At 64.3% G+C, this 24,409-nt stretch carries 22 protein-coding genes; 7 read left to right on the top strand and 15 right to left on the bottom strand.

Going from position 1 to position 24,409, the window contains the following annotated elements:
• Window positions 1–94: 94 nt before the first annotated feature.
• The 8 genes from FAZ95_RS02575 to FAZ95_RS02540 form a co-directional block, all read right to left on the bottom strand.
• Window positions 95–529, bottom strand: coding sequence for a CHRD domain-containing protein (locus FAZ95_RS02575; protein ID WP_137331010.1), 435 nt, complete (start codon window positions 527–529; stop codon window positions 95–97).
• A 282-nt stretch (window positions 530–811) separates the two neighbouring features.
• Complete coding sequence (locus FAZ95_RS02570; RefSeq protein WP_137331009.1) at window positions 812–1,204, bottom strand: surface-adhesin E family protein; 393 nt, start codon at window positions 1,202–1,204, stop codon at window positions 812–814.
• 129 nt (window positions 1,205–1,333) lie between these two features.
• Complete coding sequence (locus FAZ95_RS02565; RefSeq protein ID WP_254699790.1) at window positions 1,334–5,785, bottom strand: ATP-binding protein; 4,452 nt, start codon at window positions 5,783–5,785, stop codon at window positions 1,334–1,336.
• A gap of 10 nt (window positions 5,786–5,795) precedes the next feature.
• Entirely contained in the window at window positions 5,796–6,512 is a 717-nt protein-coding gene (aqpZ, locus tag FAZ95_RS02560; RefSeq protein WP_137331008.1) for an aquaporin Z, read from the bottom strand.
• Window positions 6,513–6,699: 187 nt separating this feature from the next.
• The gene (locus FAZ95_RS02555) at window positions 6,700–7,344 is read right to left on the bottom strand and encodes a response regulator (protein WP_137331007.1); all 645 of its coding nucleotides are present in this window, start codon (window positions 7,342–7,344) and stop codon (window positions 6,700–6,702) included.
• A gap of 51 nt (window positions 7,345–7,395) precedes the next feature.
• Window positions 7,396–8,076 carry a response regulator gene (locus FAZ95_RS02550; protein ID WP_137331006.1) on the bottom strand — a complete coding sequence of 227 codons (681 nt, stop codon included), beginning with the start codon at window positions 8,074–8,076 and terminating at the stop codon, window positions 7,396–7,398.
• 164 nt (window positions 8,077–8,240) lie between these two features.
• A complete protein-coding gene (locus FAZ95_RS02545; protein WP_254699789.1) occupies window positions 8,241–8,879 on the bottom strand; it encodes a response regulator in 639 nt (212 codons plus the stop codon).
• A gap of 203 nt (window positions 8,880–9,082) precedes the next feature.
• Window positions 9,083–9,661: a transglycosylase SLT domain-containing protein gene (locus FAZ95_RS02540; protein ID WP_137331005.1), complete on the bottom strand. Its 579-nt coding sequence runs from the start codon at window positions 9,659–9,661 to the stop codon at window positions 9,083–9,085.
• Window positions 9,662–9,897: 236 nt separating this feature from the next.
• On the opposite strand from FAZ95_RS02540, the gene FAZ95_RS02535 reads away from it, so the two are divergent.
• Entirely contained in the window at window positions 9,898–10,038 is a 141-nt protein-coding gene (locus tag FAZ95_RS02535; RefSeq protein WP_137331004.1) for an entericidin A/B family lipoprotein, read from the top strand.
• 133 nt (window positions 10,039–10,171) lie between these two features.
• Here FAZ95_RS02535 and FAZ95_RS02530 read toward each other — a convergent pair whose 3' ends face one another.
• Complete coding sequence (locus FAZ95_RS02530) at window positions 10,172–10,693, bottom strand: single-stranded DNA-binding protein (RefSeq protein ID WP_137331003.1); 522 nt, start codon at window positions 10,691–10,693, stop codon at window positions 10,172–10,174.
• Between the two features lie 151 nt (window positions 10,694–10,844).
• Complete coding sequence (locus FAZ95_RS02525) at window positions 10,845–12,002, bottom strand: MFS transporter (protein ID WP_137334393.1); 1,158 nt, start codon at window positions 12,000–12,002, stop codon at window positions 10,845–10,847.
• Between the two features lie 157 nt (window positions 12,003–12,159).
• Between FAZ95_RS02525 and uvrA the strand changes: the two genes are divergently transcribed.
• Complete coding sequence (gene uvrA / locus FAZ95_RS02520) at window positions 12,160–15,021, top strand: excinuclease ABC subunit UvrA (RefSeq protein ID WP_137331002.1); 2,862 nt, start codon at window positions 12,160–12,162, stop codon at window positions 15,019–15,021.
• Between the two features lie 63 nt (window positions 15,022–15,084).
• Window positions 15,085–16,173, top strand: coding sequence for an AI-2E family transporter (locus FAZ95_RS02515; RefSeq protein ID WP_137331001.1), 1,089 nt, complete (start codon window positions 15,085–15,087; stop codon window positions 16,171–16,173).
• 91 nt (window positions 16,174–16,264) lie between these two features.
• On the opposite strand, the gene purU is transcribed toward FAZ95_RS02515, so the two are convergent.
• The 5 genes from purU to FAZ95_RS02490 form a co-directional block, all read right to left on the bottom strand.
• The gene (gene purU, locus FAZ95_RS02510; RefSeq protein WP_137331000.1) at window positions 16,265–17,134 is read right to left on the bottom strand and encodes a formyltetrahydrofolate deformylase; all 870 of its coding nucleotides are present in this window, start codon (window positions 17,132–17,134) and stop codon (window positions 16,265–16,267) included.
• Between the two features lie 65 nt (window positions 17,135–17,199).
• A complete protein-coding gene (locus tag FAZ95_RS02505; RefSeq protein ID WP_137330999.1) occupies window positions 17,200–18,045 on the bottom strand; it encodes an NUDIX hydrolase in 846 nt (281 codons plus the stop codon).
• A gap of 24 nt (window positions 18,046–18,069) precedes the next feature.
• The gene (locus tag FAZ95_RS02500; protein WP_137330998.1) at window positions 18,070–18,684 is read right to left on the bottom strand and encodes a LysE family translocator; all 615 of its coding nucleotides are present in this window, start codon (window positions 18,682–18,684) and stop codon (window positions 18,070–18,072) included.
• A 44-nt stretch (window positions 18,685–18,728) separates the two neighbouring features.
• Window positions 18,729–19,295 carry an adenine phosphoribosyltransferase gene (locus tag FAZ95_RS02495; RefSeq protein ID WP_137330997.1) on the bottom strand — a complete coding sequence of 189 codons (567 nt, stop codon included), beginning with the start codon at window positions 19,293–19,295 and terminating at the stop codon, window positions 18,729–18,731.
• A 124-nt stretch (window positions 19,296–19,419) separates the two neighbouring features.
• Window positions 19,420–21,423 (bottom strand): monovalent cation:proton antiporter family protein, encoded by a 2,004-nt coding sequence (locus FAZ95_RS02490; RefSeq protein WP_137334392.1) that lies wholly within the window; start codon window positions 21,421–21,423, stop codon window positions 19,420–19,422.
• A 148-nt stretch (window positions 21,424–21,571) separates the two neighbouring features.
• Here FAZ95_RS02490 and kdsD point away from each other — a divergent pair, with 148 nt between their 5' ends.
• From kdsD to lptA, 4 genes are read left to right on the top strand one after another with little or no spacing between them, the layout of a single operon-like run.
• The gene (gene kdsD, locus FAZ95_RS02485; protein ID WP_137330996.1) at window positions 21,572–22,555 is read left to right on the top strand and encodes an arabinose 5-phosphate isomerase KdsD; all 984 of its coding nucleotides are present in this window, start codon (window positions 21,572–21,574) and stop codon (window positions 22,553–22,555) included.
• Between the two features lies 1 nt (window position 22,556).
• The gene (locus tag FAZ95_RS02480; RefSeq protein WP_137330995.1) at window positions 22,557–23,096 is read left to right on the top strand and encodes a KdsC family phosphatase; all 540 of its coding nucleotides are present in this window, start codon (window positions 22,557–22,559) and stop codon (window positions 23,094–23,096) included.
• Between the two features lie 5 nt (window positions 23,097–23,101).
• Complete coding sequence (gene lptC, locus FAZ95_RS02475) at window positions 23,102–23,698, top strand: LPS export ABC transporter periplasmic protein LptC (protein ID WP_137330994.1); 597 nt, start codon at window positions 23,102–23,104, stop codon at window positions 23,696–23,698.
• Window positions 23,699–23,727: 29 nt separating this feature from the next.
• The gene (gene lptA / locus FAZ95_RS02470) at window positions 23,728–24,408 is read left to right on the top strand and encodes a lipopolysaccharide transport periplasmic protein LptA (protein ID WP_137330993.1); all 681 of its coding nucleotides are present in this window, start codon (window positions 23,728–23,730) and stop codon (window positions 24,406–24,408) included.
• The last annotated feature ends 1 nt before the right edge of the window (window position 24,409 follow it).

The raw sequence follows: 24,409 nt of genomic DNA, 5'->3' as shown, positions 1-24,409 counted from the left end.
CGCCGCAAGCCGTGCGGCACGCCACTCTCGCTTAAAACGTCCCCGCCTCGGAGCGGGGGCTCATTACGCAGCGCTCAATTCAGCTCAGTCCGCCTCAATTCGCCGGCAGAACCTGTCCGCGAATCTCGCCGCTCGGATTCGCCGCAGTATGGATGTTGAAGTACCACTTGCCGGCCATCAGCTCGGCGACCTGCGAATCGGTCAGCGTCGCGGAACCATCGATCGGGCTCGGGAGCTTGTTCTTCGGGATCGGCACCTTGGGGTCCGCGTTCTGGCCGACCGGCGCAGGGCCGTGGAAATGCGCGGCGATCGCGGGGCCGGAGAGCCCTTCGTACGTGATGTGCCATTTCAGCGCCTTGGACGACGTATCGAACGTCGCGGTCAGCGCGCCATGGCCTTGACTCACCTTTGGCGGCACTTCGCTCGACGGCTCGAGATCCGCCTTGAGCGCAACCGTATCGGCATAGGCCGCCCCCATCGCTACTGCCCACAACAGTACGGCAACATTCAGCTTACGAATTGAAAACATATTCTCTCCAGAACGTTGAGGCCGCCGATGCAATCTTGAGACGAGTCGCGCGGTGAGCGGCGGGCTTTCATCCTAGTGCAAATGGCGAAAGTTCTTCACCTCGTTGAAAACAGTCCATTGCAAATATCGGACTCAATTCCTTCATGCACTTTGACTACACTTGTTTTTGCGAGAAGTGACTCCTTCTTCGAAGGCAGTCTCCAATGTTTGACGCGGCTTCGGCCGCGTTTTTTTTTGCCTTTCGCACGCGGCCCTCCGCGCAAGCCCACTCGACGCGTTTGTTCAGCAGACCTTCTGAAACATCGCGTCGACGACAGTGCCCGGCGCGATCGATGCCCAATCGGCAGGTGCCGCCGAATACGTGCCGACGGACGAACCGTCCGCCGCCTGATAGTGCGTATCGAGCGCACGCCATTGCTTGTTGCCGCAATCGATCTGATAGCGCGTGACGGACACCGACACCGGCGCCGTCGAGCCCGGCAGCGGCGAAGGCGACGTCCAGGTGGTCTTCGCCAGATATTCGATGTAGCCCTGGGGGTTCTTCGCGATGCTGTCGGTATCGATCGCGTAGACAAGATCGCTCGCGCTCGACAGGTTGGTCCACTTGGTGGCCTGCGCGTAGCCGATCGCCGCGAGCGCCGGCACGATCATCAACAATCGACGGAGCAATTTCATTTCTAGTTCCTGTAGTCGAAAACGCCCAGCTAGGTCGATTTGATTTTTATGCGACTCGGGTTTCAGTGTAGCAGAGGGCACCAACGCCAGAACCCGTGGTTTTGCGCGCACGCCGGGCCCGGCGGCCCGCTACGAAAGACGCGACGCCTGCTCCTCGATGCGCTCGAGCATCGCCGTGCAGCGCTCGATGAGCAAACGGCCCGCCGCGCGCAGCTCGTCGTGCGGTTTCGTCGCGATAGCGTTGCGAAAGGCTTCCAGCATGTCGAGCAGCGGCTGATAGCGCAGCACGCTCGCGGCACCTGACACGCGATGGTGCCAATGCCGTAGCTCCATCACGTCCCCGCTCTCGAACAGCGGCGGCAGCTTGCGCAAATCCTCGTGCAGCGAGACGACGAACGAATCGAGCAGCGCCTTGACCGTCGATTCGCTGCCCCACAACTGACGCATATAGGCGAGATCGCCGGGACCGAACTCGCCGGCGGCGCCCGAAGACTTGGCAGGCGCCGGGCGAGCTTCCGCGAAGGCGACGGCGACGTTGCCTTCGCCCTCCGCGCCGAACCAGCGCTCGAGGTGATCGCGCAGCGTGGCGAGCCGCGTCGGCTTGACGAGGCAGTCGTCCATGCCCGCCTCGCGGCACAAGCGCAGCTCCTCCGGCGCCGTGCTCGCCGTCACGCCCAGAATCGGCAGGCGGGCGACGTTGCCGATGCGCCCTTCCCGCTCGCGCACCTGCCGGGCCAGGTCGTAGCCGGACAGGTTCGGCATGTGGCAATCGGTAATCAGGAAGCCGTACGGGTGACGGTCGAGCGCCGAGAGCGCCTCGGCGCCGTCGTCCACCACGTCGCACGCAAAGCCGAGCAGCTCGAGCTGATGGCGGATCAGCTCCTGATTCACCGGATGATCTTCCGCCACCAGCACGAGACGGCCGTTCGCGATCGCGCTGTCGCGATCGGGCGGCGCGTGGCGCTCGTCGAAAGGGCCGCCCTTCGCCGTCGGCTGCGCGGCGTCGGAAAGCGCCGCCACGCAGGCGGCGCCCAGACCGTGCCAGGAAATCGGATTGACGCTCACGCGAATGTCGTTTTCGAGCACGCGGTAGCCCGTTGCCTTGCTCTTCTCCGTCACGTGGATGATGCGGGGCTTGCCGCGCCCGAGCCGTTGCACGTCGAAATCGTCGCGCACGAAGATCAGGTCGACCTCGGCCATCTTGGCGGGGTCGTCGAGTTCCGCGCTGTCCGGCGAAATGCGCCGCAGATCCATGCCGAGCGCCCGGCCGAAATGCACGAGCGAGCGCGCAACGCGGAAGTCGTCGATGGCGACGATCCCGCGCTTGCCGCGCAGACGCCCGGTCGCATAGTTCTGCTGCGCAACCGGCATCACGAGCCGCACCATCATCGTGGTGCCCGCACCGGGCGCGCTGTGCAGGGTGAGCGTGCCGCCCATCAGGTCGATGAGCTTGCGGCAAATCGCGAGGCCCAGACCCGTGCCGCCGAAGCGCCGCGTCGTCGACGATTCCGCCTGCACGAACGGATCGAACAGGCCCGCCTGGACGTCGGGCGCGATCCCGATGCCGGTATCCTCGACCGACATGTCGATGCTCTGCCCCTCCTCGGTCTGCGTGACGACGGCGACATGCACCGACACCTCGCCCGTCAGCGTGAACTTGATCGCGTTGCTGAGCAGGTTGAAGAGAATCTGCCGCAGCCGGACACCGTCGCCGCGCAGCGTCGCCGCAACTTCAGGCTCGACGTCGACGCGCATGCGCAGCCCCTTTTCGTGCGCGCGCCCCGCCAGGAGGCCAACGGCGCCGTCGACCAGCTCGCGTATGTCGATCGGCTCGGCCTCGATCGTGAGCGCGCCGGCCTCGATCTTCGAGTAGTCGAGCAGGTCGTCGAGAATCTGCAGCAGCGCGCCCGCCGAATCGTGAATCATGCCGAGCATCTGCTGCTGATCGACGTCGAGCGGCGTGGTGCCCAGCACCTCGACGAGACCCAGCACGCCGTTCATCGGCGTGCGGATTTCGTGGCTCATCATCGCGAGGAAATCGTCCTTGGCCTTCGATGCGGCTTCGGCGATGTCGCGCGCGTGCGCAAGCTCGTCGGCGCGTGCGCGCTCGGCGCTCGCGTCGGCCCAATAGCCGCTCCACACGACGCTGCCGTCCGGCTCCTTGCGCGGCACGAGTTCGGCCCTGACCCAGCGCGCCGGCGCGTCGCCGCGGTGGCGGAATTCGGCCAGGATCGGCTCGCCCGTCACCGCCGACCGTTCGAGCTCCGCCTGGACGCGCGCGCGGTCTTCGTCGCAGACGAGCGTGAACACGCTGTCTTCGAACAGCGCGGTCGCTTCGCCCCCCAGCAAGTGCAGCGTATCCCCGCCGATATAGGGCAGCGAGTACTCGCCATGCGCGTCGCGCCGCAGCTGGAACACGACGGCGGGCAGCGAGCGCGTGACATCGAACAGCCGCCGCTCGGTTTCGCGGGCGCGGCGCTCGGCGCGGCGGATTTCCGTGATGTCGACCATCGTGCAAATGACCCCCGGCCCGGCCCCGTCGAGGCCCTCATACGCGCCGACCCAGAACAGGCCGTGTCGCAAGTCGCCCGCGCGGTTCGTGAAGTCGAGTTCGATGCTGCGCAGCGCGCCCATGCGCAGCGTTTCGGCCGTGAGACGGTCGAGTGTTTCGCTATGCTGACGACCCCATGCGCACGCCTCGGCGCCGGTGCGCCCGATCACATCGTTGCGATCGACGCCGAGCATCAGCTCGAACGCCCGGTTGACCGCGACGTAGCGATTCGCGGAATCCTTCGCGAGCAGCGGATACGGCACCGTCTCCATCATGGTCTGCTGGAAATTCAATTGCGACTCGAGCCGGCGCTCGATCTGCTCGCGCCGCCGCACCTCGCGCTGCAGCAGCACGTATGCGCGCAGCGTCACGAACAGTACGGCGCCGATCCCGATCAAGAGCGGCAACAGCCGCAGCGACGTCACCTGCGCTGTGTGATCGTGCGCCGCATCGCCCTGCCATTTCTGGCGAATGCGCAGCTTCTCGGACTGCGGCATCGCGCGCAGCGCGCGGTCGATGAGCCCCGCCAGCGGCTTGAGGTCCGGGCTGAGCGCAAAGGCGATCTGGCCGGTCGCGTCGACGGTGCCGACAATCTTCAATATTCCTGCGTATTTGTCGTGAATCGCAGCGTCGATCGTCGCGACGTTGTCGACGTAGGCGTCGGCTTCACCCGCTGCCAACTTGCGCAGCGCGGCCTCGACGGTGGGCACCACGATCAATGACACCTGCGGCGCAGACCGCAAGAGCCGCTCCGGATCGACCAGATGCTCGGTCACGACGACGCGGCGATTCGCGAAATCAGCGAGGCTTTGGGCGGGTGGCTCGTCGTGCCGGGCGGCGATGACGATCGGATAGCTTTCGTAGGCATCGGTGAACTGCGCGCCGGGCAGGCGCGGATCGCCTGCGGTCGCGGTCGCGAGCAGCGCGATGTTGCCGCGCTCGAACGAATCGAGTGCGGCAGCCCAGTCGGCGTCCGGCGAGCGGCGAAACGACACGCCGAGCGTGCGGCTCAGGTAGTCGAGGTAGTCGGACGCGATGCCGCTCCGCCGGCCCTCCTGATCGATGTAGCTGAACGGCGCCCAGGACGCGTCGAACCCGATCGTGATGATCGGCAGCGCGCGCAGATAGGCTTGCTCCCGCGCGTCGAGCTCCAGGCCCGCCCCCGGCTCCCCGCTCCGGGCGTCGATCCTGGAGCCGATCCAGCGCGCGCGGATCGCGTCCTCGTCGACCGGACGCAGGCGGGCAAGCGCGGCGTCGATCTGGTTGCGCAGCGCCGCCCGAGTGCGCGGCATTGCGAAACGCAGCTCGTTCACCCGGTTCGCTTCCTCGACCGCGATGTGCAAATTGCCGAAGTTGCCGGCCGCCAGCGCGTACCGCACGGCCGGCGCAAAGCCGAAGTAGGCGTCGGCGCTGCCGTCCGCGACGGCGCGCAGCGCGGCCGACGTATCCGGCCGCGCCACGATTTGCGCACGCGGGTAGCGGTCGATCAACTGCCGCTCCAGCGAAAATCCTTTTTCCACCGCGATTCGTGCGTTGCCCATGCGGGCCGAGGCCAAGAAGGCGTTGTCGCTCGTACGGGTCACGACGGCCGTCGCGCCGCGGAAGTACGGCGCCGAGAACGTGAGGCAGCGCTCGCGCTCGGGCGTGCGCGCAACGCTCGGCACGATGTCGACCTGGCCCTCGCACGCCGCCTTCAGCAACGCGGCCATGTCGGGGAACATCTTGACGTCGAGCGCGACGTGATCGGGCAGCGTTAGATGAAGATAGTCGATGCTGAGGCCGGCGGGCTTGCCGTCGACCCAATCGTCGAACGGCGCCCAGCCGCCGACGAGCATGCCGACCGTCAGCGTCTCCGGAGGCGGCGGCAACGCCGCGGTCGAGCTGGCCGGGGCGGACACCGCCGGTCGAGCCGGATCGGTCGTGGCAACGGCGGCAGGTGCTGCAAGGAGAAAAACCAGCGCGAACGCGCATTGCAGATAGGACATCCAGCGCGCAATGAATCGCGTTTTGACCAATGTCGCGATACTCATCTGGACACGCTTACCGGCCGGCCGTGCGCGGCCGGCGTTGAACAAGCGGGAACAACAAGCCGGCGAGGATCGCCGCGGCCATCGGCGCCGCCCAGAAAAGCCAGAGTTGATCGAGTGCCCAGCCGCCGACGAGCAGCGCCGGCCCGGTCGAGCGCGCGGGATTGGCTGCGCCGTTCGTGACAGGCAGCGAAACCATGTAGATCAAGGCGATGCAGGTTCCGATCGTCGGCGGTCCGATGACGCGGGACACGCGCCGGCCCGATACGAGCAGATTGACCATGACCAGCGCGAACGACATCGCAAACTCGAGCGCGGCAGCGGCATGCAAGCGATAGTCGAACGGCGAGTGGTCGCCGTACCCATTGGCGCCGAACTCCGCGGCAGCGAGCTCGAAGCCCGGCCGGCCACCGGCGATGTAGGCGAGCAGCCACGCGCCGAACGTTGCGCCGACGATCTGCGCTGCGAGATACGGCACGAGCTCGCGAATCGAAAATCGCTGCGCGACCGCAAAACCCACCGTCACCGCAGGGTTCATATGTGCGCCGGACACCGGCCAAATGGCGTAAGCCATCGTCGTGAAACTGAGCCCGAAGGCAAGCGATACGCCAAGGAGACCCAAGCCTTGAGCGCAGAAATTGGCGGACAGCACCATGCTGCCGCAACCAATGAACACCACCCAGGCCGTTCCCGCGGCTTCGGCCATCAGCCGTCTTCTTAGATTCGACATCTCACCTCCATCGCCCGTCGCGCCGTGGGGGCCGCCCGACGTCGATCTCGGCTTATCCGATTTCCGCGCCGTCCGGATCGCGGAGTGCCGCCTCCAAGCGGCGGTTACCGATTCGTGCGCCGTCGGCTAGTATCGGGCGAAGACGATGAAAATCTAATCAGACTAGTCCTAAAGTACGTAGGCCGAACTAGGTCAGCCCGATTTGACGGGCATATTCGATCAACTGCGCCTCCGTATCGAGACCGAGCTTGCGCATCGTGCTGCGCTTTTGTGTGCTGATCGTCTTCCCGCTGCGCCCAAGGCGCTCGGCGATTTGATGGATTGCCATGCCCTTTGCGTAGAGCTGAAAGACCTCCCATTCCCGGCAGCTCAGGAAACCCGCTCGGGACGCCGGAAATCCATCGATGGCGCCGATCGTCTCGATGACATGACGGGACAGATACGGTTGCCCCGTGCCGATCGACTCGATCGCCAAGGTCAGCGAATCGGCGGCATCGCGCTTGTCGACAATGGCCGACACCCCCATTTGCAGCAAATCAGTCAGCATTTGGCCGTGATTGATCATCGTGATGACGATGACGTACGGTCGCGGCCCTTGGCGCAGCACTTTGCGCAGCAGCGGGATGGCATTGCTTTCGCCGTTCAGGCCCGGCATGCCGATATCGGAGACGATGACGTCGCACGGGCAGGCATCGAGACACGCGGCAAGCGACTGAGCGTCCGACGCTTGCCCGACAACGGCGAATCCGGGTGCGGACGACAAGAGACGGGTCATTCCAAGACAAACGCTCGGATGGTCATCTGCAACGATGATTCGGATAGGAATTGTCATCTTGACTTTGCTTGTGCTGGTTGCCACCGCCCTTTCGCATCCTCTGCGGCGCTATGTGGAACGCCCCCGCGCGACGAGACCATGCTCGATCGCAAAACGATAGAGGTCGACATCGTTTTGCAAAGCGAGCTTTTTCATTGCCGTGCACTTCTGCGCGCTAATCGTCTTCACGCTGCGACCGGTTTGCCTCGCGATTTCCGTGATACCGAGTCCCGACGCGTAATGGGTAAACACCTCGAGCTCTCGCTTCGACAACAGCTGACGCACGCGCTCGAGCCTTTGCGCCAGCTTCGCATCGGCAAGCAACGTTCGGATGGTGGGACCGAGATAGGACTCGCGTGCGAGCGCCGTGACTACCGCGACATGCACGAGATCGATACGGTCGCGCTTGCTGAGGATGGCATTGGCGCCAAGCGCGATGGCTTCGTGTAGCACATCGACGTCCGTCGACATCGTGAGTATGACCAGCGGCAGATTCGGATAGCGCGCCTTTAAACGCCGAATGATTTCGATGCCGTCGCCCTGCGTGCCGCCCGGCATGAACAAGTCAGTCACGACGACATCGCATTCGAGCTGGCCGAGCGCGTTGAAGAGCTCCGTCGAATCGATTGCACGACCGACAATACGCAAATCGGGCAGCGACGCGACGACATTTTCAAGCGCCAGCAGCATTAGCGGGTGATCATCCGCAATGAGGGTTCTAATCGGCACTACGGTGTCGATATCTGTCATCTGTATTGCCTCCGGCTTTACCTCATCCCGGCAAATATTCTCGGAAATTGGGGTACCCGAGAGAGCATCGAATATTCATTAGCACTACGACATAGGAATAGTCTGAAAAAAACAGAATGCAGGGTAGGGAATTTCCTTACCGCCGACCTATCGCTTGATCCTGCTCAAATCAAACCGTGCGCATGAGCGAACGCAAAGAGCCCAGGATCATTGTGGATACCGAGCTTGACCATTGCATCGCGTTTCTGGCGGCTCACGGTGCGAACGTCTCGATCGAGCATGCGTGCAATTTCGGTTAGCGAATGGCCACCCGCGAACAGTCGCACGACTTCCGTTTCGCGCGGCGAGAGGTTGGCTGACTTGAACGCTTCCGCGCCTGCGTTGGAAAGCGCGCCGGCGATCGTGTCGCCGACATGCGCCTCGCCTTGGACCGCCAGGCGAACGGCAACGGCCACGTCCTCCATCGACTCCGCTTTGTTGACGACGCTGATCGCCTGGTCCGTCACGAGGGAGTGCAGGATCACGCCGTTCGTCAGGCTGGTCAGCACGACGACGCCGAGTTGAGGCCATTCGCGGCGAATGCGGCGTATGAGTCGCAGGCCGTCTTCGTGGATGCTGTCGGGGTCCGGCATGGCGAGATCCGTGACGAGCACGTCGCACGGCGTGGAATGCAGCATGTCGAGCAATTCGCTCGGCGTGCTTGCCGTTCCGACCACCTTGATGCTCGCGTCTCTTTCCAGAGCCGCCCTAATGCCAAGCAGTACAAATGGATGATCGTCGGCCAGGATGACGCGAATGTTCACGGTGGGGCTCTCTCGGATGATCCGCGCTTTCGCGGGACGCGTTACGCATAGGGCAAGCGCGCTATTGCACGTGCGCCACAACACGTCGATAAAACCACGGCGAAATGCAACCGAGAATAGGACGTTTCTGATTCAGCGCCGAGCGCTGCACGAGCGTGTCGACAGGGTCAACGAGATGTGCCGCTTGGCGGGCAGTGTGCGGACTAGCGCGATCCGGCAGGATCGCTTGCGGCGGTGTCGAACTGGAAGTCCTTCGCGCGCAGGCTGACTTTCGTCGCGTAGGCTTTCGATCCGCCGTAGCTTTTCAGCGCCGCGCCGACATCGCCCTGCGCCGACTGGAGGTAGCCGTGCAGAATCGCGGAGCCTGCTTCGATATTGTCTTCAGGCGCGGTCAAGTCGAGATTCTTCACGAGCTGCTTGTGCGCCGCCGGCACGACCTGCATGAGCCCGGTCGCGCCGTGCAAGCCCTTGGCTTTTTCCTTGAAGCGCGACTCGATCGAAATGATCGCGAGCACCAGCGCGGGCGGCAACGAATATTTCGACGCCGACGACATCACCGCGGCTGAAATCTGCTCCGCCTTGGCTCGCGCGAGACCGAACTTCTGCGCGAGCATTTCCGATATCGCGTGGATCTGCGGAGCCGTCGATGCGCTTGCCGCATCCGGCGCACTCGCCATGACCGAGACACCGCTCGCCAATGCGTCAGCCTGGGCCCGATCCTGCGCGACCGCGCACTGCATCAGGCCCAGCGAAACGACTAGCAAGCAAAGAAGTCGGCTCATGGCGGAAAACGGAAATGGGTGCCGCATTATAGCGGCTTTTGTCAGGGGAAACTCCCGGCGGCCGGAACGGCGTGCCGAGCGGCAAGCGGACGCCTCACCGCTGCTCGCCTGCGGCCAGGCGCGCAGTTTGCGGCTCGACTCCTGCGGGAAGGCAAACCGACTCTATCGCGAGCGGCAGCCTGACTTTAGCGGCGTCTTACCCCTATTCAAGAAATCGCCGCACAGGAGGAAAAATCGTGAACCGATTGATCGCTTTGGTGCTGCTGAGCTGCACCGCATGGCTGACCGCGTGTAACACCGTGGCCGGCGCCGGCCAGGACATCTCGAATGGCGGGCACGCCATCACCAACAGTGCGGAGAAAGCCCAATCGCAATAGCGCGAGAGAGACGTGGGCGCAGCGGCGGCGGCGTGAAGGGCCGGATAGGCGCGTGAGCGCCAGGACGGCAAGCCGGATGAAAAAACCCCGCCTAGGGCGGGGTTCTATCTTTGCAGTTTTCGGATACGGGAAATCAGAACGGAATATCGTCATCCATCTCGTCGAACCCGCCGCCTGCCGGCGCGCTCGGACGGCTCGAACCGCTCGAACCGCCACCACCAGCGCTGCGTGCCGCACCGCCGCCAGCCACGCGGCCACCGCCGCGCTCGGACGGTTCGCCACGGCTGTAGCCGCCGTCGTCACCGCCGCCGCTCGAACCGCCACGGCCGCCGAGCATCTGCATCTGGTCAGCGACGATTTCCGTCGAGTAGCGTTCCGTGCCGTCCTGGCCCTGGTACTTGCGCGTACGCAAGCGGCCTTCGATATAAACCGACGAGCCCTTCTTCAAGTATTCGTTCACGATCTCGGCCAGACGGCCGAAGAACGCAATGCGGTGCCACTCGGTCATTTCCTTGAATTCGCCGGACTGCTTGTCCTTGTAGCGATCGGTGGTCGCGAGGCGGATGTTTGCGACGGCGTCCCCGCTCGGCAGATAACGCACTTCAGGATCGGCGCCGAGATTGCCGACGAGAATGACCTTGTTGACGGATGCCATGTGTTTCTCCAGTTGATTCCATATCGTGCGGCGCAGCGACGCGCGCTTCGTTGCTCATTGCAGCCTGTCTCGCAGCTTCGCCGCTCGGCGCGAGCACACCGGACGCAACCGCAACGAGCACGCGCCCAGCACCGCACACGCCAATGTGCGATCACGCCCTGCGGGGCGGGGCCTTCATATTTGCGGCGATTATAAGCCACGCAAATACGAGGCCAGAGCAGGCATAGAACACGGCGCTTTGCCCGTCCACCTTCAACAGCCATCCGCCGACCACGCCGCCCAGCGCGAGGCCGATCGACTGCGTCGTGTTGTAGACGCCCGCCGCCGCGCCCTTGCGCTGGCCCGGTGCGAGCTTCGACACGAGCGAAGGCTGCGACGCCTCGAGAATATTGAAGCCGAGGAAGTAGACGAAGAGGATCGCCGCGACAGTCAAAATGGTATGCGGTGCGGTGCCCAGCAGCAATTGGCCGATCAGGATAAGCGCGATGGCGCCGAGCAGCACCGGCTTCATTTTTCCGCGCTTCTCGGCGGCGATGATGGCGGGCACCATCATGACGAATGCGAGACCCATCACGGGCAGATAAACCTTCCAGTGCGAGGCGACCGGCAAGCCGCCGGCTTCGAGAATGCGCGGCACGACGAGAAAGAGCGCGGTCTGCGTGGCGTGCAGCACCAGCACGCCGAAATTCAGACGCAGCAGCTCGACGTTGTGCAGCACTTCGGCAAACGGCGCGCGCACGTGCACGGGCTTCGGCGCATCGGGGACGACCCACAACACGACGCCGATCGCCAGCAGCGAGAACACGCCGACGAGCGCGAACAAGCCGCTCATGCCGACCCACTGAAACACGATCGGCGCGCCGACGATCGCCACCGCGAACGACACGCCGATGCTGCCGCCGACCATCGCCATCGCCTTCGTGCGGTGCTCTTCGGCGGTGAGATCGGCGATGAACGCGATCACTGCCGACGACACCGCCCCCATCCCCTGAATCACGCGCCCGACGATGATCCACGTCATGTCGTGGGCGAACGCGGCTACGAAGCTGCCGATCGCGAAGATCAAGAGCCCCGTCGCGATGACGGGCTTGCGGCCGATCTGATCGGACACCCAGCCGTAGAAGATGTAGAGCATCGATTGCGTGACGCCGTAGGCGCCGAGCGCAATGCCGACCAAGAGGACGTTATCCCCGCCGGGAATCGTCTTCGCGTAGACCGAAAACACCGGCATGATCATGAAGAGGCCGAGCATGCGCAGCGCGAAGATCGCGGCCAGCGACACGGTCGCGCGCAATTCGGGCGCGCTCATGCGCGAAGAGGTGGCAGAAGGATTGGACATCGGCGGCGAAGGAGGACCTGGAAATCGGCGCCTGTTCGCGCCTGCCGCGCGGTGTAAGGTCGCCGTAACGGCGGTCTGGAAAAGTCGTTATAGTAGCAGGTTTGGCCCCCTTCCCCGCCCAGGTTTCATGGAACAGATTCGCATCCGTGGCGCTCGCACCCACAACCTGAAAAACGTCAATCTCGACCTGCCGCGTCACAAGCTGATTGTGATCACCGGCCTGTCGGGATCGGGCAAATCGTCGCTCGCGTTCGACACGCTCTACGCGGAGGGGCAGCGCCGTTACGTCGAGAGTTTGTCGGCCTACGCCCGGCAATTTTTGCAGTTGATGGAAAAGCCCGACGTCGATCTGATCGAGGGCCTCTCGCCCGCGATTTCGATCGAGCAGAAGGCGACCTCGCACAACCCGCGCTCGACGGTCGGCACCGTCACCGAGATCCACGACTACCTGCGGCTCTTGTACGCGCGCGTCGGCACGCCCTTTTGCCCCGACCACGAGATCCCGCTCGAAGCGCAAAGCGTCTCGCAGATGGTCGACGCCGCGCTCGCGCTGCCCGAAGAAACCAAGCTGATGATCCTCGCGCCGGTGGTGGCGAACCGCAAGGGCGAGCACACCGAGCTGTTCGAGGACATGCAGGCGCAAGGCTTCGTGCGTTTCCGCGTCCGCTCGGGCGGCGGCACGGCCAACGAGGGTGTCGCCAAGATCTATGAGGTCGAGTCGCTCCCGAAGCTCAAGAAGAACGACAAGCACACGATCGACGTCGTCGTCGACCGCCTGAAAGTTCGCGCCGACATGAAGCAGCGCCTCGCCGAATCGTTCGAAACGGCGCTGCGTCTCGCCGACGGCCGCGCGATCGCGTTCGAGATGGATACGGAGAAGGAGCACCTGTTCAGCTCGAAGTTCGGGTGCCCGATCTGCTCGTACTCGCTGCAGGAACTCGAGCCGCGGCTCTTCTCGTTCAACAATCCGATGGGCGCGTGCCCCGATTGCGACGGGCTCGGCCAGATCACGTTCTTCGATCCGAAGCGGGTGGTCGCGCATCCGTCGCTGTCGCTCGCGGCGGGCGCCGTGAAGGGCTGGGACCGGCGCAACCAGTTCTATTTCCAGATGCTGCAAAGTCTCGCGGCGTTCTACGAATTCGATATCGACACCGCGTTCGACGATCTGCCGGAGAAAGTCAAAAAACTGCTGCTGTACGGCTCGGGCAAGGAGACGATCCCGTTCTCCTACATCAACGAGCGCGGCCGCACGTCGATCCGCGAGCACGTGTTCGAAGGGATCATCCCGAACCTCGAGCGACGCTACCGCGAGACCGACTCGGTCGCGGTTCGCGAAGAGCTCGCGAAATACCAGAACAACCAGGCTTGCCCGTCGTGCGAAGGCACGCGGCTGCGCCGCGAAGCGCGCTTCGTGCGCCTCGGCGCCAACGGCGACGCGCGCGCGATTTTCGAAGTGAGCGGCTGGCCGCTGCGCGACACGCTCGGCTACTTCCAGACGCTGCGCCTCGACGGCGCGAAACGCGACATCGCGGACAAAGTCGTCAAGGAAATCGTCGCGCGGCTCATGTTCCTCAACAACGTCGGGCTCGATTACCTCTCGCTCGAGCGCAGCGCGGAGACGCTGTCGGGCGGCGAGGCGCAGCGCATCCGCCTCGCATCGCAGATCGGCTCGGGCCTGACCGGCGTGATGTACGTGCTCGACGAGCCGTCGATCGGCCTGCACCAGCGCGACAACGACCGCCTCATCTCGACGCTCAAGCACCTGCGCGACCTCGGCAACTCGGTGATCGTCGTCGAGCATGACGAAGACATGATCCGCATGGCCGACTACGTCGTCGATATGGGACCGGGCGCGGGCGAGCACGGCGGCATGGTGATCGCCGAAGGCACGCCGAAGGAAGTCGAGAAGGACGCGGCTTCGATGACCGGCCAGTATCTCTCCGGTGCGCGCACCATCGAGTATCCGGACGAACGCAAGGAGCCGGACGAGCGCCGCCTACGCATCGTCGAGGCTTACGGCAACAACTTGAAGCGCGTGACGCTCGATCTGCCGGTCGGGCTCTTGACCTGCGTGACGGGCGTGTCCGGCTCGGGCAAGTCGACGCTGATCAACGACACGCTGTATCAGGCCGTCGCGCACCACCTGTACGGCTCGGCGACCGAGCCCGCGCCCTACGAGGCGATCGAGGGCCTCGAACACTTCGACAAGGTCATCAACGTCGATCAATCGCCGATCGGCCGCACGCCCCGCTCGAATCCCGCCACCTACACGGGCGTCTTCACGCCGATCCGCGAGCTGTTCGCGGGCGTGCCGGCCGCCAAGGAGCGCGGCTACGACCCGGGCCGCTTCTCGTTCAATGTAAAAGGCGGCCGCTGCGAGTCGTGCCAGGGAGACGGCGTGCTGAAGGTCGAGATGCACTTTTTGCCGGATGTCTATGTGCCGTGCGACGTCTGCCACGGCAAGCGCTACAACCGCGAAACGCTCGACGTCCAGTACAAAGGCAAGAACATCAGCGAAGTGCTCGACATGACCGTCGAACACGCGTACGAGTTCTTCAAGGCCGTGCCCGTGGTCGCCCGCAAGCTCAAGACGCTGCTCGACGTCGGCCTCGGCTATATCCGGCTCGGCCAGTCGGCGACGACGCTATCGGGCGGCGAGGCCCAGCGCGTGAAGCTCTCGCTCGAGCTGAGCAAGCGTGACACGGGTCGCACCCTATATATTCTCGACGAACCGACGACCGGCCTACACTTCCACGACATCGCGCTTTTGCTCGAAGTGATTCACCGGCTGCGAGATCAGGGCAATACCGTCGTCATCATCGAGCATAATCTCGACGTGATCAAAACCGCTGACTGGCTGATCGACCTCGGCCCGGAAGGCGGCGCGGGCGGCGGCCAGATCATCGCGCAAGGCACGCCGGAGCAGGTGTCCAAATCGAAGGCGAGCTTTACCGGCAGGTATCTGGCGGCGTTGCTCAAACGCCGCTGATTGAACGAATGCATGACAGAAAACACCAATAGTTGGGAACCAGGTCGGAGACGGGAATAAGTCATGGCTAAGCGCAACGAGGCGTCGTCGGAAGACGCGCAGGTTCGGGACCTGCAACCTCGCCACGTTCGGCTGACGAGCGATATGAGCCTGCCGAAGCTGTCCGCAGTGGAAATCGGCAGCTATGCGCTGATGCTCATCGGCATGGTGGTCGTGCTGGAGCTGAAGCTCTTGGGCGCGTTGCTGGCGGGCATGCTCGTCTATCAGCTCGTGCATATGATTGCGCCGGCGATCGAGCGGCACACGTCGAGTCACGGCGCGCGCTGGCTAGCGGTGGTGCTGCTGTCGATCGCGGTCGTCGGAGGGCTCGCGGGGCTCACGATCGGTCTCATCGAGCACTTCGAGAATACGGTGCCCAACATCCAGAATCTGCTCGATCAGGTCATGCAGATGGTCGATCAGGCACGCGTACGCACGCCGCAGTGGATCGCTTCCGCGCTGCCCGTCGACGTCGCGCAGATGAAGGAGAGGGCCGCGACGCTGATGCACTCGCACATGGGGACACTGTCGCAAGGCGGCAAGACCTTTGCGCGCGGCTTCGGACACGTGCTGTTCGGCATGGTCATCGGCGCGATGATCGCGATCACCGTGCAGCGCCACACACAGCGCCTACCGCTTTCGACGGCCTTTGCCGCGCGCGTCGCGCGCTTCGCCGACGCGTTCCGGCGCATCGTGTTCGCGCAGGTCAAGATTTCGGCGATCAATGCAGTGTTCACGGCGCTTTATCTGCTGGTGGCGCTGCCGGCGTTTCATGAGCAGTTGCCGCTGTCGAAGACGCTCGTCTTGGTCACGTTCATCTCCGGCCTCTTGCCGGTGATCGGCAACCTGATCTCGAACACGCTGATCGTGGCGGTGTCGCTGTCGGTGAGCTTTCCGACGGCGGTCGCGTCGCTCGTGTTTCTCGTGGTCATTCACAAGCTCGAGTACTTTTTGAACGCGCGCATCATCGGCGGGCAAATCGAGGCGCGCGCGTGGGAGCTGTTGCTGGCGATGCTTGTGATGGAAGCTGCGTTCGGCTTGCAGGGGGTGATTGCGGCGCCGATTTTCTACGCGTATATCAAGCGGGAATTGATTTATTTGCGGTTGATTTGAGCGGTCGGCTCCTGCACCTCAAAACGAAAAGCCCGCTTCTCGCGGGCTTTTCACATTGGCTATCGATGAACGCGCAACCGCGCGCGACCGATCAGCGAAACACCACCGTCTTCGTCCCATTCAACACGATACGGTGCTCGACATGCCACTTGACGGCGCGCGCGAGCGTCACGCATTCCACATCGCGGCCGATCGCGGTCAGTTGATCCGGCGTCATGCTGTGATCCACCCGCTCCACTTCCTGCTCGATGATCGGACCTTCGTCGAGATCCGTCGTCACGTAGTGCGCGGTCGCACCAATCAGCTTCACGCCGCGGTCGAACGCCTGGTAATACGGCTTCGCCCCCTTGAAGCTCGGCAGGAACGAATGATGGATGTTGATCGCGCGGCCCGCGAGCTTCTCGCACAGCTGCGGCGACAAAATCTGCATGTAGCGCGCAAGCACGACAAGATCGGTCTCATGCTGCTCGATCACTTCCAGCACGCGCGCTTCCTGCGCCGCTTTCGCGCTCGCCGTCGATTCGGTCAGCGGGAAGTGGTGAAACGGGATGTTGTAGCTCGCGGCAAGCTGATAGAAATCGGTGTGGTTCGAAATGATCGCACCGATCTCGATCGGCAATTGACCGGTGCGGTTGCGGAACAGCAAGTCGTTCAGGCAGTGACCGATCTTCGACACCATGATCACGACACGCGGCTTCACCGACGCGTCATGGAGCTCCCAGCGCATCGTGAACCGCTCGGCGAGCGCCGCGAACGATTCGCGCAGCGCGTCGAGGCCCGGGTCGCCGCCCACTTGCTGAAAGTGCACGCGCATGAAGAACTCGCCGGTGCGGCTGTCGCCGAATTGCGCGGAATCGAGGATGTTGCTGCCGCGCTCGAACAGGAAGCCCGAGACGGCATGAACGATGCCGGGCCGGTCCGGGCACGACAGTTTCAAAATAAAGCTGTGTTCGGTCGACATGACCTTGGAACTCCCTTCTAGACGCTATAAGCAGTAGTTCGGTGATTGGCGCGCGGGCCGCACGATCAAGCCGGCGGAGCAAACAACACATCAATGCCCACGCACGCCTCTTCATCGATCCATTGATGACGCAACAGGCAATCGAGCGTCGCGAGACTCGCGTCCACGGTCATCGCGCCGTCGTCGATCCATTGTGCGACTTCGTCGATGCGCGCGAGCCGATGCTCGCCGACTTCACCGTCCTGGTTGTGCGGCACGAAATCCTCGGGCAGCGGCAGATCGTAGATGAAGATCTGCTCGGCCTGCGTGCCTTCGGGAATCGACTGCAGCACGTGAGCGGTGCGCCCGGCCAACGCCTTCGCGGCGATTTCCTCGGGAATGCCCGCCTCTTCCCAGCACTCCTTGACGATCGTCTCGGCGATGCCAAAGCCCCAGCCGATGCCGCCGGCGACCACGTTATCGAGCATGCCGGGATCGGTCGCCTTCGTGTCGCTGCGGCGCGCGATCCACATTTGCGGCGCACGGTCCGCGTGTCTTACGACGCCGTTCAGGTGCACCGCGTAGGTCATCGTGCCGAAGAAACGCGACGCGGCGCGCTCGATGAAGGCGAGCGGCGCGTCGCCGAACGCATTGCGGATCGCGTAGGTTTCGTCGCGCCAGCCGGGAATGCGGCCGTCGGCTGCGAGCGCGCCGATCACCGCGCCGAGCGCGGCCGAGCGCGAATCGACGCTGCTGTCGAAGCGCGCCGCGAGCGCAACGCGCGCCGCATCGATATCGAACACATCGGGCCAGCGCGTGAGCAGCGGCACGTCCGCTTCGCGAATCCAGCCGACACGCTGTCCGTCGATCCAGAACGGCCGATGCGCACGCGCATCGAAGCGCCGCGCGGCGGCAATGCAAGACAAAGTCATGAACGAAGGCTCCTGCTTGCCGCGTCAGTCGCGCAACGCGATGCGCAGACCGAGCGCGATGAAGGTCGCGCCGGCAAGCCGGTCGAGCCACACGCCGACGCGCGGCCGGCGCTTCAGCCAGTTGCCGATCATGCCTGCGCAGACACCGAACGCCGAGAACACGACGACCGTCTGCAGCATGAACAACACACCCAACTCGAGCATCTGCACCATCACGCTCTGCGCGCCGTGCGGTTCGACGAATTGCGGCAGGAACACCACGAAGAAGAGCGTCACCTTCGGGTTCATCATGTTGCCGATCACGCTCTGCCGGAACACGACGCCAAGCGCCTGTGGCGGACGCTCATGCGCGGTCGCGAGCCCCTGGCTTCTCAACGCTTTGATGCCGATCCAGATCAGATACGCGGCGCCCGCGAGCTTGACGACTTCGAACGCGACCTGCGACGAGCGCAGCAGCGCGGCCACGCCGAACGCAGCAAGCGTCGTATGAAACGTGATGCCGGCGGCAAAGCCGAGCGCGGCGACGAAGCCCGCGGCACGCCCCTGCGAGATGCCCCGTGCGAGCACCTGAAGATTGTCCGGACCCGGCGCCATCGTGATGGCGACCGACGTGGCGAGAAACAGCAGGAAGTTAGGCATCGCTCAAGCGCTCCGTGCGAAACACGACATGAAAAGCCAGGAAATCAATGGCCGGAAAATTCGGTGATCGTGTACAGCGGCAAACCGTTGCCGCGCAATAGCTTCGAGCCGCCGAGATCCGGCAAATCGATGATCGCCGCGCCCTCGACGACCACGGCCCCCAGCCTCTCGAGCAGCTTCTTGCCGGCCATCATCGTGCCGCCTGTCGCGATCAAGTCGTCGATGATAACGACACGATCGCCCGCGCGGCACGCGTCTTCGTGAATCTCGACAGTTGCGCTGCCATATTCCAGTTCGTACGACTCGGACACCGTCCGGTACGGCAGCTTGCCGATCTTGCGGATCGGAATGAAGCCGAGATTCAGTTCGTAGGCGATGATCGGCGCGATGATGAAGCCGCGCGCATCGAGCCCGGCGACGTAGTCGAGCTTCGCCTCGACGTAGCGCTCGACCAGCAGGTCCGTCAGCATGCGCAGCGTCTTGGGCCGCTGCAAAAGCGGCGTGATGTCGCGAAACTGCACACCGGCCTGGGGCCAGTCCGGGACCGTGCGAATCTGGCTCTTGATGAACTCGGCCGCGTCGATGGGCGCACCGGTGCGTGCGTTGGACATGGATGTCTCCGCGAAAAAACGGCCTGTCGCTCGTGCTTTGCGCGCGACGCGACGGCCCGAAAAACGATAAAAAACCGGCAAGGCCGGTAGGAAAGCGAGTCGACGGCGTGCACCCGGCGCCGCGTCAAGTGGCGGAAGCCCCCGCGCGGCGATGACGCGAAATGCGCTCCTCGGCGATCGCCAGCGCCTCGGGCAGCCCGCGCAGCACCACGATATCGGAGGCGCGCAGCTTCGTCTCGGGGCCAGGCTCGACACCGCGAATGCCGTGCCGGCGAATGGCCGTCACTTCGACGCCGATGTCGGCAAGACCGAGTTCTTCGAGCGAGCGCCCGACCGCATCCGAGTTCTCGTCGACCGGCACAGATTGTAGCCGCACCTGCTCGTGGCCGTCCTCGTCGCCGAGGTCGTCGGCGCCGTGGAAATAGCCGCGCAGCAAACTGTAGCGCTCGTCGCGCATTTCCTCGACGCGCCGCACGACGCGCCGCATCGGCACCCCCATCAGCACGAGCGTGTGCGACGCCAGCATCAGGCTGCCTTCGACGATCTCGGGAATCACCTCGGTTGCGCCGGCGGCGAGGAGCTTTTCGAGGTCGGCGTCATCGACGGTGCGCACGATGACGGGCAGCGTCGGCTCGAGTTCGTGGATGTTGTGCAGCACGCGCAGCGCGGAAGGCGTGTTCGCGTAGGTGATCGCGATCGCGGCGGCCCGGTGGATACCGGCCGCGAGCAGCGATTCGCGCCGCCCCGCATCGCCGAACACGACCGATTCGCCGGCGGTGGCCGCGGCGCTCACGCGATCGGGGTCGAGGTCGAGCGCGACATATGAGAGGCCCTCGTGCTCGAGCATGCGCGCTAGGTTCTGCCCCGCGCGGCCATAGCCGCAGATGATCACGTGGCCGCTTTGCTTTAGGCTTTGGGTGGCGATGCGCGTCATTTGCAGCGACTGCATCATCCATTCAGTCGACGACAAGCGCAGCACGATGCGATCGGCGTTCTGGATCAGGAACGGCGCCGCGAGCATCGAGAGCAGCATCGACGCGAGAATCGCCTGCAGGAGCGTCGCGTCGACGAGGTGCTTGTCGAGGATCAGGTTCAAGAGCACGAAGCCGAATTCGCCGGCCTGCGCGAGCCCGATGCCGGTGCGCATCGCGACGCCCGGCGTCGCCCCGAACACGCGCGCGAGGCCCGTGATCATGACCGCCTTCAGCAAGATCGGCCCGATCAGGAACGCCAGCACGACGAACGGATGCGTAATGAGCACGCGCGGATTGAGCAGCATGCCGGTCGTCACGAAGAAGAGACCGAGCAGCACGTCGCGAAACGGCTTGATGTCCTCCTCGACCTGATGCCGGTAGGGCGTTTCCGCGATCAGCATCCCGGCAATGAACGCGCCGAGCGCGAGCGAGAGGCCGAACTTGTCGGTGATGAACGCGGCGCCGAGCGTGACGAGCAGCAGGTTCAGCACGAACAGCTCCTGCGAGCGGCGCCGCGCGACGACGTTGAACCAGCGCGTCATGAACTTCTGCCCGACGATCAGAAGCAGCGACAGCGCGACGACAATCTTGATCGCCGCGACGCCGAGCGTCGCCACGAGGCTCTTCGAATCGCCGCCGAGCGCGGCAATGATGATGAGGAGCGGCACGACCGCCAGATCCTGGAACAGCAGCACGCCGAAGATGTTGCGGCCATGCTCGGTCTCGATCTCCAGCCGTTCGGCGAGCATCTTGCTGACGATCGCCGTCGACGACATGGCCAGCGCGCCGCCGAGCGCGACGCTGCCCTGCCACGTGATATGGACCCAGCGCTCGAAGACGAGCCCGAGTATCACCGCGATCGCCACCGTGCCGATCACCTGCAGCAAGCCGAGCCCGAACACGAGCGTGCGCATCGAGCGCAGCTTCGTGAGCGAGAACTCGAGCCCGATCGAGAACATCAGGAACACGACGCCGAACTCGGCGAGATGCTGTGCCCGAACCGTATCCGGAGCAATGCCGAGCGCGTTCGGGCCGACCAGGATCCCCACGGTCAGATAGCCGAGCATCGGCGGCAGATTCAGGAAACGGAATAGGACGACGCCTGCCACCGAAGCGAGCAGCAGAAACAGCGTCATCTCGAGCGGCGAAATCACCACGGGCTAAGCGTCCTCGTTCGTCAGCGGAACCCGTCTCGGGCGCGGAAATCACGCATTCGGGACGGGATGTTGGAGCCGGGGAAGGCAGCAGACAGGCACAGGGGGCCTGACGCGGCGAACAAACGCCTTTTGCTATACTCCGCGAATGATAGCGAAAATCAATGGCGACCGGGCGCTGGCGCTCGCCCGGGACGTGCTCGACATCGAAGCTGACGCCGTGCGCGGGCTTCGCAATCAACTCGACGACGGCTTCGTCAGCGCAGTCGATTTCCTCTTGAGTTGCCGCGGACGCGTCGTCGTATCAGGCATCGGCAAATCCGGCCACATCGCCCGAAAACTCGCCGCTACGCTGGCAAGCACCGGCACGCCCGCATTTTTCGTGCATCCGGCCGAAGCGAGCCACGGCGACCTCGGCATGGTGACCGCCGACGACGTGTTCATCGCCATGTCCAATTCCGGCGAATCGGAAGAGCTGATTTCGATTCTGCCTTTGCTGAAACGCCTCGGCTCCAAGCTGATCGCGATTACCGGCCGCCCCGAATCGAGCCTCGCGAAGCTCGCCGACGTGCACCTGAACGCCGGCGTTTCGAAGGAAGCCTGTCCGCTGAACCTCGCGCCGACGTCCAGCACGACGGCCGCGCTCGCGCTCGGCGACGCCCTGGCGATGGCGGTGCTCGACGCGCGCGGCTTCGGCGCTGACGATTTCGCGCGCTCGCACCCCGGCGGTGCGCTCGGCCGGCGCCTCCTCACCTACGTGCGCGACGTGATGCGCACGGGCGACCAGCTGCCGAAGGTGCTCGACAACGCCACCGTGCGCGACGCCCTCTTCCAGCTGACCGCGAAGCGCATGGGGATGACGGCAATCGTCGACGAACACGACCGCGTCGAAGGCATCTTCACCGACGGCGACCTGCGCCGCGTGCTGGAACGCACGGGCGACTTCCGCGAGCTGCCGATCGCCGAGGTGATGACGCGCGCCCCGCGCTCGATCGGCGCCGATCATCTGGCCGTCGAAGCGGTGGAACTGATGGAGCGCCATCGGATCAACCAGATGCTCGTCGTCGACGAAGCGGGCAAGCTGATTGGTGCGCTCAACATGCACGACCTGTTTTCGAAGAAGGTGATTTGAGATGAACGCATCGCCCCTGACCGTCGCCGAACGCGCGAGCCGCGTCAAGCTGATGATTTTCGACGTGGACGGCGTGCTCACCGACGGCGGCCTGCTGTTCACGGCCGAGGGCGACACGATGAAGTCGTTCAACTCGCTCGACGGCCACGGCCTGAAGCTGCTGCGCGAAGCCGGCATCGTCACCGCGATCATCACGGGCCGCAAGTCGGGCATCGTGCAGGTCCGCGCGCAGGAAATCCGCATCAACCATCTGTATCAAGGCGTGGAAGACAAGCGCCGCGCATTCGCGGATCTCTTGACGGCGACCGGCGTCGCGCGTGAAGAATGCGGCTATATGGGCGACGACTGGCCCGATCTCGCGGTCATGCTCCAGTGCGGCTTCGCGGCCGCGCCGGCCAACGCGCACCCCGAGGTGATCTCGCGCGCGCACTGGGTCTCCCACGCACGCGGCGGCCACGGCGCCGCGCGCGAGCTTTGCGAGACGATCCTGCGCGCCCAAAACCGCTACGACGCGCTGCTCGCGGCCGCCTGCGGAGCCTGACCCGGATGAATCAGTCCCGAATCACGTCTCTGGTCGCCCTCTTCGCGATGGCGCTGCTGGCGGGTGTCACATACTGGCTGCTGGAAGCCACGCAAACGCCGGCGACGCAGCCCGAAAAGCCCAAAGGCCATTCGCCCGACTATTTCGCCGACAACTTCTCGGTCTCCGAGCTCGACCAGACCGGCAGCACGCAGTACCGGCTGACAGCGACGAAAATGGTCCACTATGAAGACGACGAAAACAGCGATCTGACGATGCCAGCCATCCGCGCATTCCAGCCCGGCAAGCCGATCGTGACGGCCACGGGCCTGCGCGGCACGGTCAACGGCGACGCTTCGATCGTCGATCTGTACGACAATGCCCGCATCCTGCGCGCGCCGGGCAACGGCGACCCGGAAATGCAGGCCGACTCGTCACATTTCCGCGTGCTCGTCAACGACGACGTGATCGAGACCGAAAAGCCGGTTAAACTTCGGCGCGGCCTTTCCGTGGCGACGGCAAACGGCATGCATTACAACAACGTCACCCGGGTGATGCAGCTTTTCGGCAACGTCAAAGGCGCGATTGCCGCGTCGGACGTCGGCGGCGGCTCGTCCAAGTAACCCGGGCCATCTAATCCTAGCGTGACTGCATGAACGAATCGTTCTCTCGTTTTGACCTCGGCCGCGCACGCGCGTCGCTCGCGCGCCGCGCGGTACGCGCTGGACTGACGGCGGCGCTCGTCGCGCTGCCCTGCTTCGGCGTGGCCCCGCTCGCGCACGCCGAGCGCGCCGATCGCGACAAACCGCTCAATATCGAAGCGGATAACATGACTTACGACGATCTGAAGCAGATCAACATCTTCACGGGGCACGTCGTCGCCACCAAGGGCACGATCGTGATCCGCGCCGACCGGGTCGATGTGACGCAGGACCCGCAGGGCTATCAGTACGCCGTCGGCACGTCGTCCGGCAAAAACCTCTCGTACTTCCGCCAGAAGCGCGACGGTGTCGACGAATACATCGAAGGCACGGCCGTGCAAATCAATTACGACGGCAAGCAGGACCTGACCACGCTCACCACCAACGCGACGGTGCGCCGCCTGCAGGGCCTCTCGACGCTGATGGACGAAGTCCACGGCAGCGTCATTACCTATGACGGCCAAAACGACTTCTATACTGCGAAGGCCGGCAAGGACGTAGCAGGCCCCGGCAACCCGAGCGGCCGCGTGCGTGCCATGCTGTCGCCCAAGTCGGGCGGCGCCGCGCCGCTCAACGGGGCGTCGGCCACGCTCGCGCCGTCGCCCCAGATTCAAGGAACTCTGCCGCAGTGAA

The sequence above is a fragment of the Trinickia violacea genome (genome assembly GCF_005280735.1).
Lineage (GTDB): Bacteria > Pseudomonadota > Gammaproteobacteria > Burkholderiales > Burkholderiaceae > Trinickia_A > Trinickia_A violacea.
This window is presented reverse-complemented; position numbering and strand designations above follow the sequence as displayed.